Here is a 16,232-nt window from a genome sequence, read left to right as displayed (position 1 = left end):
ACAGATTGTATCACTGCTTTAGCGGATCTTTTTTACCAAAGCAGTTCTGATCACTTACTGTACCTTAGTGCTATAGCGGCATCAGCCTAAAGCAATCAGAATGTTATCCATCAAGTTTTAGCCTTTAAAAGGACAGTTCAGATGAAAACCTTGCCTTTTGTGATCTCCTCTTTCGCTTTTGCGCTGAGCAGCGCAGCTTCTGCCACTTTACCGCCATTAAAGCTGAATGTAGACCAAACCACAGTATCGGGTTTATCCAGTGGTGGTTATATGGCAGCCCAGTTTCAGCTTTCGCATGCCGATTGGGTCAAAGGTGCAGCTATAGTGGCTGCCGGCCCTGTGTATTGTGCACAGAATAATTTAATGAATGCGCTGGATCACTGTATCAACAAAGTAGCCAGCCCTATCCCTTTGGCTGAGATTAATAAACAGCTAAAAGACTGGTCAGCCCAAGGACTGCTGGCGTCTGAAGCAGAAATTAAACAAAGTAAAATCTGGTTATTACATGGCACTGCAGATCAAAAAGTGACCAAAGAAGTGGCTGATGCTCTGTACCTGCAGTACCAAGAGTGGTTACCGGCAGAGCAATTGCATTATGTGCAGGATAAAATTTTTGCTCATCATATGCCAACCTTAAACGAAGGCAGTGCTTGTGACAGCTCCGAAGCGCCGTTTTTAGGCCAATGTAATTATGATGCAGCAGGGGAAGCGCTGAAGTTTATTCAGCCCGGTTTAAAAGCCCCTGCCGAAAACAGCAGCGGCACTGTTTACCCAATTGAACAGCAAAAAATAGCGGGCGACCTGGCTGATACTATGGCTGAACAGGGTTTTGTCTATGTGCCCAAAAGCTGTGAGCAAGGCCAAAGCTGTACTTTGCATATCAGTTTTCATGGCTGCAACCAGCATGCGGATGCTGTGGGCATGGCTTATGTTGAAAAAGCGGGCTTTAACCGCTATGCCGACAGCAACAACATAGTGGTGCTGTATCCACAAAGCCGCACATCAAACCTGATGCCAATGAACCCACAAGCCTGTTGGGACTGGTGGGGTTATACAGATGCCAATTATGCCAACCGCAAAGGTCAGCAAATTCAGGCTGTGGTGAAAATGGCCCAATTTTTAGCTCAATGAATTGAGCGACATCAAATCCAACCTCAAAGCCGGGCTTTTAACCATAAAGCCCTTTTTGCTAACTGCGCTGCTGTCGCCTTTTTGTTTTCTGTTAAAGCCCAGCGTGGATCAGCGCTAAAGGTAACTTGAGTGCTGTAATTTTTACCCCGGCTGCTAAAACTCAGCTCTGCTGTATCCCCCACTTTGTAATAGGATAAAGCTTTGTCCCACTGGGCTTTAGAACTTAATTTATACCGTCCCAGCTTTAACAACATATCTCCTTTGTCTACACCAGCCTGATACAAAGGCGTACCTATCAGTGTATTGCTGTCGACTTTGAGTTGCTTGTCCTGCTCAAGCAAAGTGGCTGCAGTTAAAAAAGCCTGCTTGGGTTGAGCTGGCGCTAACTGCAACCCCATAGCGGCAAATAAAGTTTTGAAATCAGGCAATTGCTGCCCGTTGTTCCCGTTGATATAGCTGTCGAAAAAGCTTTTGGCGAAATCCGGATTGGCCGTCAGTGTGGCCAAAGCCTGCTGTAAATCCTGCTCAGTGTAAAAGCGGCCGGTTTTACCAAAGTCCTGCCATAACTTTCGCATCAGCAAATCAAGGTTCAGTCCTTCAAACTCAGTACGCAAGGTTAAATCCAGCGCCAGACCCAATACCTCGCCATAGGTGTAATAAGAGATAAAACTATTGGCATAGTTAGTTGGATCCACAGATACAGCAGCATCAACAAAAGGTGCCAGCTCACTCATACCAGTTGCCGCGAAAAACTGCCGGCCTGGTGATAGTTGCACTCTGTTCAGTGCAGCTACTGTTTTCTCCAGATAAGTTGCTAAATCAAAATGACCAGTGCGGCTTAAGGTTAGTTTGCCGTAGTAGTTAGTCACTCCTTCGGCAAACCATAAGTTGCGGCTCATATTGGCGCGCTGAAAATCAAAAGGTTCTAAATCGGCCGGACGCAACCGCTCTACATTCCAGGCATGAAAAAACTCGTGCGACAAGGTTTCGATCTGAGCGTAGTTTGCTTCCAGCAATGAACGCTCATCGGTCAGAATAGTGGAGTTGCGATGCTCCATACCGTCACCATCTACATAAGGCAGATAATCAGCAATAAAGACGTACTGGCCATAATCAAACCTGGGGTATTCACCAAAAATCTTTTGTTGCTCTGCCACTACAGCTTTGGCTTTTTCAGTGAAGATATCGAGTTGTTGCTCTGTGCCCTGATGATGCATAACCAGATGAATAGTGGCTTCAGACTGATGATCCGCGACTTGCCAGCTACGGCTGCTAAAAGCACTTAATTCAACCGGACTATCCATCAGATACTGCAGGTCTGGCGCTGTGTAACTACCGTCGTTCTGTAATTGCAGCTGAGTTGCTATTTTCCAACGTGGATCGGGCAAGTCGAACCTTAAGGACGATGGCAAAGTTGCATAGTCATTCGAAAACAACAAGGTAGCAGGCATATTTAAATGGGCATGAGAACGGTCTATTTGGTTGTAAGTGCCATCGGCTCTGTCGCCATAAAGCCGGTAGTTCACAATCACAGTGCCATCATGCTGGCTTACAGACCACTGACCTGGGCTGATGCGCCGCAGCGGTAATGCTTTGCCTGTACTGTCTGTGGCTTTTAAATCGTAGATATTTTTGGCAAAAGCATGAGCAGCATAACGACCAGGGGAGGCGCTACTCATACTCAGCAACAGATTGGCAGAACTGACAGCGTCAAACCTCGCCTGAATGGCGGCTTCATGATGCGCCGCATTATCAAATGATAACTGATAGCTCACTGCGGGTTTTACTAAGGTTTCTGCAGCCAACAGGCTGAAACTGCACAAAAATACCGAAGACAAGACAAAAGACAGGCGCACTACAAGATCCTTTTTTTAAAAGTGACGCTTTACCATAAAACAATTGCCCTCAGACTCCAATCTGGTTTTTTGCACTTCATCGCAAAAATAAAGCCAGGCACAGAATTTAGCCTGCGAAAGCGGATAAAGCTGTGGTGCAGAACCGTCTGCTGTTGAATAATAAAACCAGAGACAGCAAAAAGAGGGAGCAGTCAGGTGGTTCAGGCAGTTATTTTTGATATGGATGGGGTACTGATAGATTCTGAACCTTATTGGGCTGAAGCAGAGCAGCATGTGTTTCGTCAACTTGGCGTAACACTGGATCCGGCTATTACGTCACAAACCAGCGGTATGACCACCAGAGCTGTTACCGAACTTTGGTTTAAGCATTCGCCCTGGCAGGATTTAACCATTGAACAAACCGAACAAGCCGTTATTGATTATGTGGCTTTGGCTGTGCTTGAACGTGGAGTGGTGAAAAAAGGTGTAGTGGAGCTGTTGCAACAACTGCAAAGCTGGCAAATTCCGGTAGCACTTGCCACCAACTCCCCTGCCTCATTAATGAATACAGTGCTGGATAAATTACAAATCCGCTCTTACTTTCAGGCACTTTGCTCTATTGAACTGGTGACACAAGGCAAACCCAAACCTGAAATTTATCATCTGGCTGCCAGCAAACTGGGCGTGGCTTCAGAACATTGCCTGGTGTTTGAAGACTCAGTCACAGGTTTAACCGCAGCCAAAGCGGCAGGCATGAAAGTAGTAGCCCTGCCGGCCGAACACCACTGGCACAGGACTGAATACGATCAGGCCGAAAGTCGCTTAACCTGCTTTAGCGAAATACAACCAGCACATTTTCAGTCCTGGGGGTTCAGGCAAAGCTAACGGGCTTATAACAGCTGCTTGTCTTGACGATGGGCGGCTCTGAACTGCGCCGGACTTTGGCCTGTACTGGCTTTAAACGCCTTGTAAAAAGACGAGCGGGCATTAAAGCCTACAGACATCGCAATAGCAAGCACAGAGGCATCGCTTTGCCTGAGTTGGAGTTTTGCTGCCTCCACGCGAGCCTGATTCACATACTCAAAAAACGATAGCTGCAGCTGTTGATTTAACGTCTGGGATAAATAGTGTGCTGGTACAGCAAGATGTTCGGCCAACTTATATAAGGTCAGTGTGTCATCCAGATACAACAACTCAGACTGCATAGCTTCCTGAAGCTTGGCGGCAATACGTGCAGACTGTTGCTCGCCCAAGGCTGAGCGTTGGTATTTTGTGGTGCTATGCGCTGCATCTGTCGTTTCAGTTTGATCAGGCTTTAACTCTTCAGCTTCAGTGGAAGCTGTCTGTAGCTTATAGGTTTCACTAAAACCCGGTTGCTGCGTTAAACCACACCAGGCGACTAACCAGACCGTAAGTAACAAGCAAAACAGCACCGCTGCATCTGATAACCAGACAGAATTCAAGCGCTCAGCCAGCATCAGGTTCAGCACTGCATAACTCCAGCTGAACAGCAGCAACAACACCAGCATTTCCAGCCATGCCAAGCGTTTGCCACTGTCTTCGGCAAACACCTGCCGCAGCTTTCGTCTGTAACTTCTGACCTTACTGAGCATCAGCCAGAGGTAAAAACAACTTTGCCCCAACCATAACAACACAGCCACTAGAAATACGATAGCAACCAGCAAAGTGTAACCAGCCACATCTGACGCCTCAGAAAAAAATAACAACTGCTGTTGTTCATAAGACAAGCTCTGGATCAGCACCGCCAGTACCCCGGCAAAAACCAAAGGTAAAATATGCCAGCCATCTGCACCTGTGAAGCGCCAGGGCTGCTCTGCAGTTAAAGCTTTGATGTAAAACCACAAGGCAGGATTCAGAGCAAAGAAAGCCAATGGCATCAGCGCAATGTACGCAAAAACCAATGAAGGCCACAGGGTAAAAACCACAGGCCCAGTGGCAATAAAGGCCAATGACAAAAGCACTATGGCAAGCGGTATCATCTGCTTAGTCTGCTGCAGTTGCAAGCAAAAGTAAGGCACAAGCAGCAGCACAATACCCAAGGCCATAGCGGCAAAAACCAACTCAAGCATCAACAGACTTCCCTACCTTATCATTTGCGATGAAGAACCCCATCAGTCTAAGTAATAACAGCTAACTGCGGCATAAAAAACTGTCCGCGCTTATAGTCGCGGACGACATAAGCTTCAGCTTTGCATAAGATTTTATGCGAACCCTTACCACATTAATTCAGTTTTTTTCAGGAGTCATTATGTCCTTTTATCAAGGCACATCCAATTCAGCATCCTTTTTCACTTTACAACGCTGCGGGGGTTTAGCCTCCATAGGCATGGCTTTGTGTTACTTCACAGTGGCACTGATCTTTTTTGTGGTTTTATCTCAACCTGAACAAGCAGAACCTTTACAGAAAATTCAATACATAAACCAACATCAGTTTTTGGTAGCGGCAGGTTATGCCATAGGTTATTTGCTGTTTGGTTTTTTACTGGCCGTGATGGTGATTGCTATCCCCCAGCAGATGCCTCAGCCGCGATCAGCCTTGGTGCAAGTCTCTGGGTTGTTTGGCAAGGTTTGGGTGGTTTTGATGATGGCTTCCGGCATGATAGCCCTGCTTGGGCTTCATCGCTCTATCCATCTGATCGATACAGATCCAATGCTTGCAGTGACACTATTTCATGTCATGGGACTATTGACCAATGCTCTGGGCGGCGGTATTGAATTGGTGGGTGGTCTGTGGATACTGCTGTTCAGCCTGGCTGGATTACAGCAACAACCACAAAGGGCAAAACTACATGGGCTTGGTCTGCTCACAGGTAGCTTTGCCATACTGACTGTCTTTCATACCCAACCTTACCTGAAAGAAGCTTTTGGCTTGTCTCAACTGGTGTGGCAGCTATGGTTTGGGGTTGTGTTATTGCGTCAAAGCCAACAGGAGATCACCTAGGAGTAGAGTAAATCTGACAGCAGTAAATTTGTAACCAAGCTCTAGCCTTTGAATAACAGAAAACAAAAAGCCCGTCACAAGGACGGGCTTTTTGTTTTTTATGGTGCCCAGAGGCGGAATCGAACCACCGACACGCGGATTTTCAATCCGCTGCTCTACCGACTGAGCTATCTGGGCAAAAGGTGAATGGTGCCGCTTATCCGAGTCGAACGGATGACCTACTGATTACAAGTCAGTTGCTCTACCAACTGAGCTAAAGCGGCAACCTAAACCGGGTGACAGGATTACAAAGCAACCACATCACAAAAAGTTATGGTGCCCAGACGCGGAATCGAACCACGGACACGCGGATTTTCAATCCGCTGCTCTACCGACTGAGCTATCTGGGCAACGGGGGGTATTAAACGGATTTCGGCAACCCAAGTCAACTTATTTTTTAGTTGCCTGAATTGTTAGCTTAATACTTGAGCAAAGCGGATGTTTTTCATCCCTTTCTTACTTGAAATTGCGGCATTTGTTTGGAATTTGAGACGGGCGGGTACAAGACCCGCCCCCTACGGTTTTTTAATTTGCTGAAGTATCCAAAGGCGCAAAAGATTTGACTAACTGATCCAATTCTTTCATTTGCTGCAGGTAAGCTTCCAGTTTATTCAGTGGTAAAGCACAAGGGCCGTCACATTTGGCTTCATTTGGATTCGGATGCGCTTCGATAAACAAGCCAGCTAAACCCAAGGCCATACCAGAACGGGCTAACTGAGCAGCCTGAGCACGGCGGCCATCGGCTGAATCAGCACGGCCACCCGGACGCTGCAACGCATGAGTGGCATCAAAAATCACAGGCGCGTATTGCTTCATGTCGTCCATGCCCAGCATGTCGACCACCAGGTTGTTATAACCAAAGCTGGAGCCACGTTCACAGAGGATAATTTTATCGTTACCCGCTTCCTGAAACTTGGTGATGATATGACGCATTTCATGAGGCGCTAAGAACTGTGGTTTTTTCACGTTAATCACAGCACCAGTTTGTGCCATAGCAATAACCAAATCGGTTTGGCGGGCTAAAAAGGCCGGTAACTGAATCACATCTACCACTTCAGCCACTATGGCAGCCTGATAAGGTTCGTGTACATCGGTGATCAGCGGCACGTTAAAGGTTTTTTTAATTTCTTCAAAAATTTTTAAGCCTTCTTCCATGCCAGGGCCACGGTAGGAATGCACAGAAGAGCGGTTGGCTTTGTCAAAGGAGGCTTTAAAGACATAAGGAATGCCGAGCTTTTCTGTGACTTTGACGTAGTATTCCGCCACTTGCATGGCTAAATCACGCGACTCTAAAACGTTCATGCCACCAAAGAGCACAAAAGGTTTGTTATTGGCGACTTCAATAGCGCCAACCTGAATTGTATGTTGATTCGTCACTTTCAATTCCTCAGACAAAATACCGGATACTGCGGCAATGATACTCTTAATGCAGCCACTGTGGGTAGGAGGCTAGCTGGCGGATTTGTTGTTTCATATGATCGTTGGACGGGTCATCCGGTTTTTGATCAACAAAATACTGATAATCGCTAATCGCCAAAGACCAGTGATCCAACAGCTCAGACAATAACCCCCGCTCGCGATGCAAATAAGGGTCACCCGGCTTTTGGTCCAATAAATGCTGCACCACAGCCATAGCCTGTTCACGTTTACCTAAAGCCAGCAACAGCTGTTTTTGTAGCTGCCATAGCCCGGCACAAAAGGTCGGAAAATCGACAGACTGTGTCGCCAGCTCCTGAGTAATACTCAATGCCAGACCATTTTCAGGGCTTAACAAACATTGCCAGGCGCCGGTATAGGGATCGATCCACACCTTTTCCGCTTTGGATAAACGCACCTGTACTAAATATTCGCCTTTGTAACGCACTATATCGCTTTGAAAGCCAGCTTGTTGCAACCAGCATAACAGCAGCAGGATCAACACCAGCGGGTCGGCTTCACGCTGGTTAATGGCATAGCTAAGCAATGTGGGCTGATGCATCTCTTCAATCAGCAAAGGTTTTATTGGAGGGGTAAAAAAAGCTTCCCGGTAAAAACTGTCCACGTGGCGGGCTAACGCATTCATTGTCAGCGTTTTTTCCGCCTGAGCTGGTGCCATAGCAAACCAGCTTTCTTTTGCCTGCTGGATTTGTTCAGCATCTGTCCACTGCTGTTCAATGGCTAACAATAACTCAAGCAGGGCCTGACCCTGCTGTTTTAACTCAGACTTCATTGACTACCCAATACAACAAAAAAGCACATCACAAAAAGCATACTTAAATAAAAATAAGGCTGTTTTGAGCAAAAGCGCCCTTAGCCAAATAACACAGGGGTTTTAGTAATAGCTACTTTGCCCACCAGCGCCAGCCAGCTTAAAGCACCTAAAAAACCAACCCAACGCATCAGCAGAGTGCGGCCTTTTAACGCCATTACAGCTAAACCAATATAAGCAAATAAACCAAAAAGTTTATCGGTCAGCCATGGCGTCTGAAAAGGGTATTGCTGAATAGTCAGCATCAGGCCAATAGCCGTCAGCAGTAAAAAGGTATCCACAACATGAGGCGCAATCTTTAAAAATTTATTCTGCAGCAAAGCCGGAGATTTTAAACTTAATAAAAACCGTACTGCTAAAAAAGTGACGCTGAGCGCGATAAACAACATATGAGAATGTTTGAGTGCCATATACATAAAAATAATCCCTACAAAATCTGCTAAAAAATTAGAAATAAAAAGCCACCCGCAGGTGGCCTGAAATCAGCTATCACTGCTACTTATCTTCGTCGTCCGGGTATTTTTGCAGTATTGCTTCGAGTTTGTCGACCCGGCTTTTAAATATTTCGACCAGTTTAGGGTCAAAATGTTTGCCTGACTCGCTGCTGATTTTCTCCATCACCTGCTCCAAAGTCCAGGCCGATTTATAACAGCGTCTGTGACGCAATGCATCATAAACATCAGCTAAAGCGGCAATACGGCCATAAATATGAATGTCTTCGCCCTTTTTACCATTGGGATAACCAGAACCATCCCATTTTTCATGGTGGTCCTGCGCTATGATTGCGCCCGCCTGAATAATGGTGCGTTTGGAGTTCTTTAAAATTTCATAACCTATGCTGGCATGGGTTTTCATCACTTCCCATTCCTGCCCATGCAATTTCATTGGTTTATTTAAAATGCCATCTGGTATACCTACTTTGCCGACATCATGCAAAGGAGAAGCAAACATCAGCTTTTCGGCTTCTTCTTCAGGTAAGCCATAAGCTTTGGCCAGATCGTAACAAATAAAAGCCACACGTTTGACATGATTACCGGTTTCGATGGAGCGATGCTCCACAGCTTCACTTAAGCGATACACAATTTCGCGTTGGGTGTCTTCAATTTCGCTTTGCAGTTGCACATTTTCATAAGCAATTTGCACATTTTGTGAAAACAGCTCTATTAAACGTTTTTGTGTGTCTGTCATCTGGTTAGGTAAACCCGACACATAAAGCAATGAACCAGAGGTAAACTTGCTGGTGCAATAGGCCACCAGATAATTATCACGGTACACTATGCTGCGACTGTTCAGCGCCTGATGAAAAGCGTCCAGCAATGGTGGTTCCAGCACATCACTGATCTGTTTACCTTCCTGATGTTCAAACTGGCCTAAACCGGCAAATACCACTAAACGTTCCGGATCGGCTTCTTCATTAATGGTGCCCGCTACCAGAGATGAGGTAACCAATAAAGCGTTGTCGTTGCAACCTAAAATAGAGGTCAGTTGCTGCAGTACGCCATCAATAAACTGCTCCATCGAATGAGCAGAAAATAAATCTGCAGAGGCGGTGATTATTTTTTCAAGGCCCTGGCGGCTATGATCAATGGCCAGAATGTCGCGGTAGGAGCGTAAGCTCGACATCACTACAGTAAAGAGTTTTTGTGCTGTCAGCTCAGTTTTGGATTTGTAGTCGTTGATATCGTAATTAACGATCACCTGACGTTCAGGCGCCTGCCCCGGCTGACCGGTACGCAAAATAATACGCACATAATGGTTATGCAATTCCTCGCGGATATAACGTGCCACCAGCAAACCGGCATCGTCAGTTTCCATCACCACATCCAAAAGCACTATGGCCGCATCAGTATGCTTTGCCAGCATTTCTTTCGCCTCACGGCCTGAATAAGCGCTGATAAATTCGAGGTGTTTGCCCTGAAAAGAAAAGTCACTTAATGCCAGCTTAGTAACAGCATGAACCTCAGGCTCATCGTCCACTATCAATACTTTCCAACTGCCTCGGGAAACATGTACTACTTCCTCGGGTTCCTCAGCAAACAAAAAATCATTCGCCATGCCACACTCCTTTAGCTTGCCGCGCTTTTAATCGCTTTGTGTTTATTTATATGCGTTAAACAAGGATGGGTCAAAGCAAAGTCGTTGAAAATATAAATATTTTGGAGTTGATCCAAAGCAAACCTAAGACTGTTGACACCAACCCCATAAAGCAAACTGGCTAATTAACTGATTCCACGGTATTACTATAGAAACCGCAACCCACGACAGCTGTAGCACTTTGAGTGTCAGACAACGGAAATACACTATGCTCAAGACGGTCTTGTTCTACGCTGTCTGCCTGAATCTTATTCTGTTCGTGTTCGGCCGCCCCCTCAGCGCGCATGCCACTGAAGCCAGAGAGCGCAGTACCTTAATACCTTTACAGCTCAGCGCTGGTGAATGGCCACCCTTTCTGAGCGAATCCTTGCCGCATCAAGGTGTGGTAGCACATCTGCTCAGCGATATTTTTGCAGCTGCAGGTTATCAGGTCAGTTTTACCTTTTTACCCTGGGGCCGTGCCTACCACGACAGTGCTAATGGCAAATATGCCGCCACAGCGGTGTGGATGCAAAGCGAAGACAGAACCCGCGACTTTTTATACAGTGAGCCTGTGCTTAGCGAAAAATTTGTGTTTTTCCATCTGAAAAAACGCCCTTTCGACTGGCAACAGCTTTCTGACTTACGTGGCCTGCATCTGGGAGGAGGACTGGGTTACAGCTATGGCCCGGCCTTTGATCAGGCGCTACAAATGGCAGTATTTAAAATGTCACGTGTAGGCAGTACTGAACAAAACTTCCGCCGTCTGGTGGCTGGCCGTATTGATGCTTTTGCTGAAGAAATCAGTGTGGGCTACCATACGCTTAACCATCAACTGCCCGGGTTGGCCGATGCCATCAGCCATCACCCCAAACCCCTGCTCATTAATCAAAGCTTTTTACTATTCCCCCATAAAATGCCAGACAGTATGCGGTTAGCTGCGCTATTTAATCAGCAGTTGCAGCAGTTTAAACAAAGCGGGCGTTATCAGACCTACTTTGACCGCCTGGCCCGAGGGGATTATCAATAGCAGGTGGACGCTGACGTTTTCTGGCAATGGATTGGATCAAAGGCAAACACAGATCAACCACGCCCTGCAGCAGATTTTCAGGTAAAGGACAAACCCAAACTACGCGGGAAGCAGACCACCAGTAATACGCCATTGGTCGCCGTAGTCTTTGACCGATTGCACTGATGTAAAACCAGCGTTGGTTAAAATCTGCTGCACAGCGTCGCTTTGCTGGTAGCCGTGTTCCAGCCATAACCAGCCGGATGGAGTCAGAAATTGAGGGGCTTGGGTGCAAATATGGCGGATATCGGCAAGGCCCTGTTCTGGTGCTATTAAAGCCGAGTCAGGTTCAAAACGTACATCGCCTAAAGCTAAATGCGGATCTTGCGCGTCTATATAAGGTGGGTTACTGACTATTAAATCAAAACGCTGACCCGTTAAAGCTTTAAACCAGCTACTTTGTTTAATTTGGCAATTGGCTAAGGCTAGAAGCTTAACATTCTGTTTTGCTAACACCACTGCTTCAGGTTCTAAATCGACTGCCGTTACAGTCCAGTTGGGCTTTTCTTTAGCTAAAGCCAAAGCTATAGCTCCTGTGCCAGTGCCTAAATCCAGTACTTTGGCGTTGGCAGGCAAAGGCAAAGCTAAAGCCTGTTCTACTAACAATTCGGTGTCTGGTCTTGGTATTAAAGTACAGGGCGCAACAGCAAGTTTAAAATCCCAGAAATACCAGTAACCCAGAATATGGGCCAGAGGCTCGCCGGTCAGGCGGCGTGTCAGCACTGGTTCTAACAACACTAACTGTGGTTCTGTAAGCTCACGATCCGGATACAACATCAAAGTAGTGGCGTTGATATCCAGTACTTCCAGCAGAATACGCCGTGCTTCCTGTTTTGCATCTGCAGGCACAGGGCCGGTTTCAAGCAAAGGAGTAAGTAACGCAGCGGCATGTTGCAGCCACTGCGTCAACGTTGGATTATTAGCGGTTTTCATCAGCCAAAGCAGCTAACAAGTCCGCCTGATGTTCATGGCTTAATGGACCAATCACCAGGTCTAAATCCCCTTCCATCACATCTAATAAACGGTAGATGGTCAGGTTAATACGGTGATCCGTTAAGCGGCCTTGTGGGAAGTTGTAAGTACGGATACGTTCTGAACGATCGCCACTGCCGACTAAAGAGCGGCGGGTGGATTCTTCCACTAAACGGCGTTTTTCATCTTCAGCGGCCTGAATACGTGATTGCAACACACTCATAGCGCGGGCACGGTTTTTATGCTGCGAACGCTCGTCCTGACATTCCACCACTATACCTGTTGGTAAGTGAGTAATACGAATGGCAGAGTCTGTTCTGTTGACGTGCTGACCACCTGCACCAGAGGCGCGGTAGGTATCTACTTTTAAGTCAGCAGGGTTAATTTCAATGGCTTCGCTTTCCGGTACTTCCGGCATAATAGCCACAGTACAGGCTGAAGTATGCACCCTGCCCTGAGATTCAGTGGCTGGCACACGTTGTACGCGGTGACCACCGGATTCAAATTTCAAAATACCATAAGCGCCTTCGCCCTGAATGCTGGCGATCACTTCTTTATAGCCACCGTGTTCACCGTCGTTGCAACTGACAATTTCTACTTTCCAGCGTTTGCGTTCACAAAAACGGCTATACATACGGAACACGTCGCCAGCAAAAATTGCGGCTTCATCACCACCAGCACCGGCACGAATTTCAAGGAAGCAGCTGTTGCTGTCATTAGGATCTTTAGGTAACAACAGAATTTGTAAGTCTTGATCCAGCTGTTCAATGCGCTCTTTGGCCGCTTTGTATTCGTCCTGCGCCATATCACGCATTTCAGGGTCTGAGTCTTTCATCATGTCTTCAGCGCTGGCTAAATCATCCTGCGCCTGACGATAAGAACCAAAAGCCTGGCTCAGCTCTTCCAGTTGGCTGTACTCTTTGGACAATTCCCGAAAGCGACTTTGGTCAGAAATTACGCCAGCGTCACTTAATAACGCCTGAACTTCTTCATAACGTTCGACCAGAGCTTCGAGTTTGCGGTACACCGATTCTTTCATGTTGTTTCTTTTTACCTGATTACAGATCTAACAAAGTGTTGATCATAGATTGTTGTTGAGGTTGCTCATCCTGCAGTAACTGCCTCAGCGCCTTGGTTGGTGCATGCATCAACCTGTTGCTGAGTTTAGTCGCAAGTTCAGCTAATACTTTTTCCGGGTCCTGCCCTGCGGCAATTTGTTTACCTGCTTTGGCCAGCAATTCATCCCGTATGGCTTCGCCTTTTTCGCGATAATCGCGCACCACGTCCAGTTGGCCATGCAAACTCAGCCACTGGCTGAACTCGCTGACGCCCTGTAAAATCATGTGCTCGGCTTCGGCCGCCGCTTCCTGACGGTTCTGCAAATTTTGCAGCACTATGGATTGCAAGTCGTCCACTGTATACAAATAGGCATCTTCCAGCTCAGCTACTTGTTCTTCAATATCGCGTGGCACAGCTAAATCGACAAAAAACATAGGTTTATGGCGGCGTTTTTTCAGCGCCTGTTCCACCATACCTTTACCGACAATAGGCAAGGTACTGGCGGTCGAACTAATCACCACATCGGCATAAGCCAAAGCTTGTGGCACTTGTGAGAGACTCACTGCTTCGCCGTTAAACTGGCTGGCTAAAGCTGCGGCTTTGTCATAAGAGCGGTTCGCAACGGTAATTTTTTCCGCGCCCTGCTCCAGTAAATGTTTCGCCACCAGCTCTATCGTCTCACCGGCACCAATCAACAGCACTTTAACTTTGCCTAACTGACCAAAGATTTGCCGGGCCAGACTGACTGCAGCAAAAGCGACGGACACAGCACTGGCGCCAATATCTGTTTCAGTACGAACCTGCTTAGCAACCGAAAAGGTCTTTTGAAACAAGCGTTCAAAAGCCGGATTAATAGTGCCGGCCTGACGGGAATGGCTATAGGCCTGCTTCACCTGACCGAGAATTTGTGGTTCACCCAGCACTAACGAATCCAGGCCACAGGCCACCCTCATTAAATGACTGCTGGCCTGCTGATCCTGATGCAGGTATAAATGATGCTGCAATTCGGATAAATCCAACTGATGAAATTTGCTCAGCCAGTCAATTACTTGTTTCGATTGCTCAGCGCTGCCGCTAAAATAGAGCTCAGTTCTGTTACAGGTGGACAAGATCACAGCGTCAGACACTTGTGTCGTTGTGGTCAGATCCCGTAAGGCGTCCAAAATTTGTTCAGGCGCAAAAGCAACCTGCTCACGTAAGGAGACAGGTGCAGTTTTATGATTAATACCTAAAGCAAAAATGGTCATTCACCTGTTTGGCCGGTTTTGAAAAAAACGGTCGTTAGTCAAAAGAGGGCGAATTGTACGAAAAAGCCCAAACTAAAAAAAGCGTAGAGAAGGAATTAGTGTGTTTGCAGCGATAAAAACTGGTTGTTTTGTAGTTTTCTGCCTGATTTTGACAGGTTGTGCCAGCAACAGCAGTCAGCTAAAACCCATTGTCCCCTTATCTGCTCAGCAGAGACAACTGCAATTAGAGCAATTGCAGGAGTTTACTTTGACCGGAGCCTTAGGTGTAAAAGCACCGGAACAAAGCATCAGCGGCAGTTTAAACTGGCAACAACAAGGGCCTTTTTTTCAGGCCAGCATGACCAACTTTGTTGGCATCAGTATCTTTGAACTGGAAACCGATGCCAGAGGCGCTACCGTTAAAGCCGACGGTGAAACTCATCAGGCCCAGTCAGCCAGTGCCCTGCTGGATTATTTATCCGGCTGGAGTTTACCTATCGAAGAAATGCCACTCTGGCTCAAAGGTGTGGCAAGCGCAGAAAGTTTTAACCATCAGTGGGATGCCCAAGGCCGTTTAACCAGTTTTACGCTAAAAGACAGCCAGCAACGGGACTGGCAAGTCAGTTATGGCGAGTTTTTCCCTGATGCCTTAGCATTGCCAAAACGTATTCAGCTGGATTCTAAAACCGATGGCAGCCGTATTAAGCTGGTGGTGCGTAAATGGCAACGTTAACCTTCTCAGCTCCGGCCAAACTGAATTTATTTTTACATATCACAGGCCGCAGGGCCGATGGTTACCACAATCTGCAAACTTTGTTTCAAATGCTTGATTGCGGCGACCAGCTGAGTTTCACACTCACCAGGGACGGTGAAATTAACTTTAGTTGTTCAGATAAAAGCATAGAAAACGACAGCAATCTGGTGGTTCGCGCTGCTAAGTTATTGCAGCCTTTGGCATACAAAAACGCAGGCGTTCAAATTTATCTGGATAAACAAGTGCCTATGGGCGGCGGCTTAGGGGGCGGCTCCTCCGATGCAGCCACCACTTTGCTGGCATTAAATCATTTGTGGCAGTTAAAACTATCGAACGCACAGCTTTGTGAGCTTGGCTTAACCTTAGGTGCCGACATTCCTGTTTTTGTATTCGGAAAAACAGCCTTTGCTGAAGGGGTTGGAGAAAAATTACAACCCATTAGTTTGCCGCAAAAATATTACCTTATTGTGACGCCTGATGTGCATGTCAGCACAGCTGAAGTCTTTAGCCACACTGATTTAATCCGTAATACCCCCGTCATGTCTGTCAAAGATCTACTAGACTCAGAGTGGCAAAACGACTGCGAAACTCTGGTTAAAGGGCTATACCCCGAGGTTGCAATGGTACTGAACTGGTTGATAGAATACGCGCCGTCCAGAATGACAGGTACCGGCGCCAGTGTGTTTGCCGAGTTCCAGGATGAATTAAGTGCCCGTCAAACCCTTGCAAAACTGCCGCCACAGTGGCGCGCCTTTGTTGCGAAAGGGGTCAATCAGTCTGCTGTCCTGACTGAACTGGAACATGCCGTATGACGCACAGCAGGCGACACAAAAGGCCTGCTGTATTATTAACCGGACTCATAAA

At 46.9% G+C, this 16,232-nt stretch carries 15 protein-coding genes and 3 tRNA genes; 6 read left to right on the top strand and 12 right to left on the bottom strand.

Features of this window, described 5'->3' with window-relative positions; translation table 11 throughout:
* The first annotated feature begins 141 nt into the window (after positions 1–141).
* Complete coding sequence (locus tag J2W69_RS16580; protein WP_310280609.1) at positions 142–1,131, top strand: extracellular catalytic domain type 2 short-chain-length polyhydroxyalkanoate depolymerase; 990 nt, start codon at positions 142–144, stop codon at positions 1,129–1,131.
* 23 nt (positions 1,132–1,154) lie between these two features.
* Here J2W69_RS16580 and J2W69_RS16575 read toward each other — a convergent pair whose 3' ends face one another.
* Positions 1,155–2,987 carry a M61 family metallopeptidase gene (locus J2W69_RS16575; protein WP_310280607.1) on the bottom strand — a complete coding sequence of 611 codons (1,833 nt, stop codon included), beginning with the start codon at positions 2,985–2,987 and terminating at the stop codon, positions 1,155–1,157.
* Between the two features lie 195 nt (positions 2,988–3,182).
* Here J2W69_RS16575 and hxpB point away from each other — a divergent pair, with 195 nt between their 5' ends.
* Positions 3,183–3,851: a hexitol phosphatase HxpB gene (gene hxpB / locus J2W69_RS16570; protein ID WP_310280605.1), complete on the top strand. Its 669-nt coding sequence runs from the start codon at positions 3,183–3,185 to the stop codon at positions 3,849–3,851.
* Positions 3,852–3,856: 5 nt separating this feature from the next.
* Here the strand turns inward: hxpB and J2W69_RS16565 are convergent, their stop codons facing one another.
* The gene (locus J2W69_RS16565; protein ID WP_310280603.1) at positions 3,857–5,056 is read right to left on the bottom strand and encodes a helix-turn-helix transcriptional regulator; all 1,200 of its coding nucleotides are present in this window, start codon (positions 5,054–5,056) and stop codon (positions 3,857–3,859) included.
* Between the two features lie 179 nt (positions 5,057–5,235).
* Here J2W69_RS16565 and J2W69_RS16560 point away from each other — a divergent pair, with 179 nt between their 5' ends.
* On the top strand, positions 5,236–5,928 hold the full coding sequence (locus J2W69_RS16560) for a hypothetical protein (RefSeq protein ID WP_310280601.1): 693 nt from the start codon (positions 5,236–5,238) through the stop codon (positions 5,926–5,928).
* 101 nt (positions 5,929–6,029) lie between these two features.
* Here J2W69_RS16560 and J2W69_RS16555 read toward each other — a convergent pair.
* From J2W69_RS16555 to J2W69_RS16525, 7 genes are all read right to left on the bottom strand, one after another.
* Positions 6,030–6,105, bottom strand: a tRNA-Phe gene (locus J2W69_RS16555).
* 10 nt (positions 6,106–6,115) lie between these two features.
* Positions 6,116–6,191: transfer RNA gene (locus J2W69_RS16550), tRNA-Thr, on the bottom strand.
* 50 nt (positions 6,192–6,241) lie between these two features.
* A tRNA-Phe gene (locus J2W69_RS16545) sits at positions 6,242–6,317 on the bottom strand.
* Between the two features lie 175 nt (positions 6,318–6,492).
* Complete coding sequence (gene kdsA / locus J2W69_RS16540) at positions 6,493–7,344, bottom strand: 3-deoxy-8-phosphooctulonate synthase (protein WP_233010775.1); 852 nt, start codon at positions 7,342–7,344, stop codon at positions 6,493–6,495.
* A gap of 46 nt (positions 7,345–7,390) precedes the next feature.
* Positions 7,391–8,176 (bottom strand): tetratricopeptide repeat protein, encoded by a 786-nt coding sequence (locus J2W69_RS16535; protein ID WP_310280598.1) that lies wholly within the window; start codon positions 8,174–8,176, stop codon positions 7,391–7,393.
* An 80-nt stretch (positions 8,177–8,256) separates the two neighbouring features.
* Positions 8,257–8,631, bottom strand: a complete 375-nt coding sequence (locus tag J2W69_RS16530; protein WP_310280596.1) for a SirB2 family protein — start codon at positions 8,629–8,631, stop codon at positions 8,257–8,259.
* Positions 8,632–8,710: 79 nt separating this feature from the next.
* Positions 8,711–10,270: a DUF3369 domain-containing protein gene (locus J2W69_RS16525; protein ID WP_310280594.1), complete on the bottom strand. Its 1,560-nt coding sequence runs from the start codon at positions 10,268–10,270 to the stop codon at positions 8,711–8,713.
* A gap of 247 nt (positions 10,271–10,517) precedes the next feature.
* Here J2W69_RS16525 and J2W69_RS16520 point away from each other — a divergent pair, with 247 nt between their 5' ends.
* Positions 10,518–11,318, top strand: a complete 801-nt coding sequence (locus tag J2W69_RS16520; protein WP_310280592.1) for a substrate-binding periplasmic protein — start codon at positions 10,518–10,520, stop codon at positions 11,316–11,318.
* Positions 11,319–11,417: 99 nt separating this feature from the next.
* Here the strand turns inward: J2W69_RS16520 and prmC are convergent, their stop codons facing one another.
* The 3 genes from prmC to hemA are packed head-to-tail and all read right to left on the bottom strand — an operon-like array spanning position 11,418 to position 14,635.
* Positions 11,418–12,290: a peptide chain release factor N(5)-glutamine methyltransferase gene (prmC, locus tag J2W69_RS16515; protein WP_310280590.1), complete on the bottom strand. Its 873-nt coding sequence runs from the start codon at positions 12,288–12,290 to the stop codon at positions 11,418–11,420.
* Entirely contained in the window at positions 12,277–13,368 is a 1,092-nt protein-coding gene (prfA, locus tag J2W69_RS16510) for a peptide chain release factor 1 (RefSeq protein ID WP_008899598.1), read from the bottom strand. Before prfA ends, prmC begins: the two co-directional genes overlap by 14 nt.
* Positions 13,369–13,387: 19 nt before the next feature.
* Positions 13,388–14,635 (bottom strand): glutamyl-tRNA reductase, encoded by a 1,248-nt coding sequence (gene hemA, locus J2W69_RS16505; RefSeq protein ID WP_310280587.1) that lies wholly within the window; start codon positions 14,633–14,635, stop codon positions 13,388–13,390.
* A 100-nt stretch (positions 14,636–14,735) separates the two neighbouring features.
* Between hemA and lolB the strand changes: the two genes are divergently transcribed.
* Together lolB and ispE are read left to right on the top strand one after the other, a co-directional pair.
* Positions 14,736–15,347 (top strand): lipoprotein insertase outer membrane protein LolB, encoded by a 612-nt coding sequence (lolB, locus tag J2W69_RS16500; protein ID WP_310280584.1) that lies wholly within the window; start codon positions 14,736–14,738, stop codon positions 15,345–15,347.
* Entirely contained in the window at positions 15,335–16,180 is an 846-nt protein-coding gene (ispE, locus tag J2W69_RS16495) for a 4-(cytidine 5'-diphospho)-2-C-methyl-D-erythritol kinase (protein ID WP_310280582.1), read from the top strand. The genes lolB and ispE overlap by 13 nt, the downstream gene beginning before the upstream one ends.
* Positions 16,181–16,232 lie beyond the last annotated feature (52 nt).

The sequence above is a fragment of the Rheinheimera soli genome (assembly GCF_031457405.1).
GTDB classification, from domain to species: Bacteria; Pseudomonadota; Gammaproteobacteria; order Enterobacterales; family Alteromonadaceae; genus Pararheinheimera; species Pararheinheimera soli_A.
Note: the sequence above shows the minus strand (reverse complement) of the source record. Positions and strands in the feature narration are given on the sequence as shown.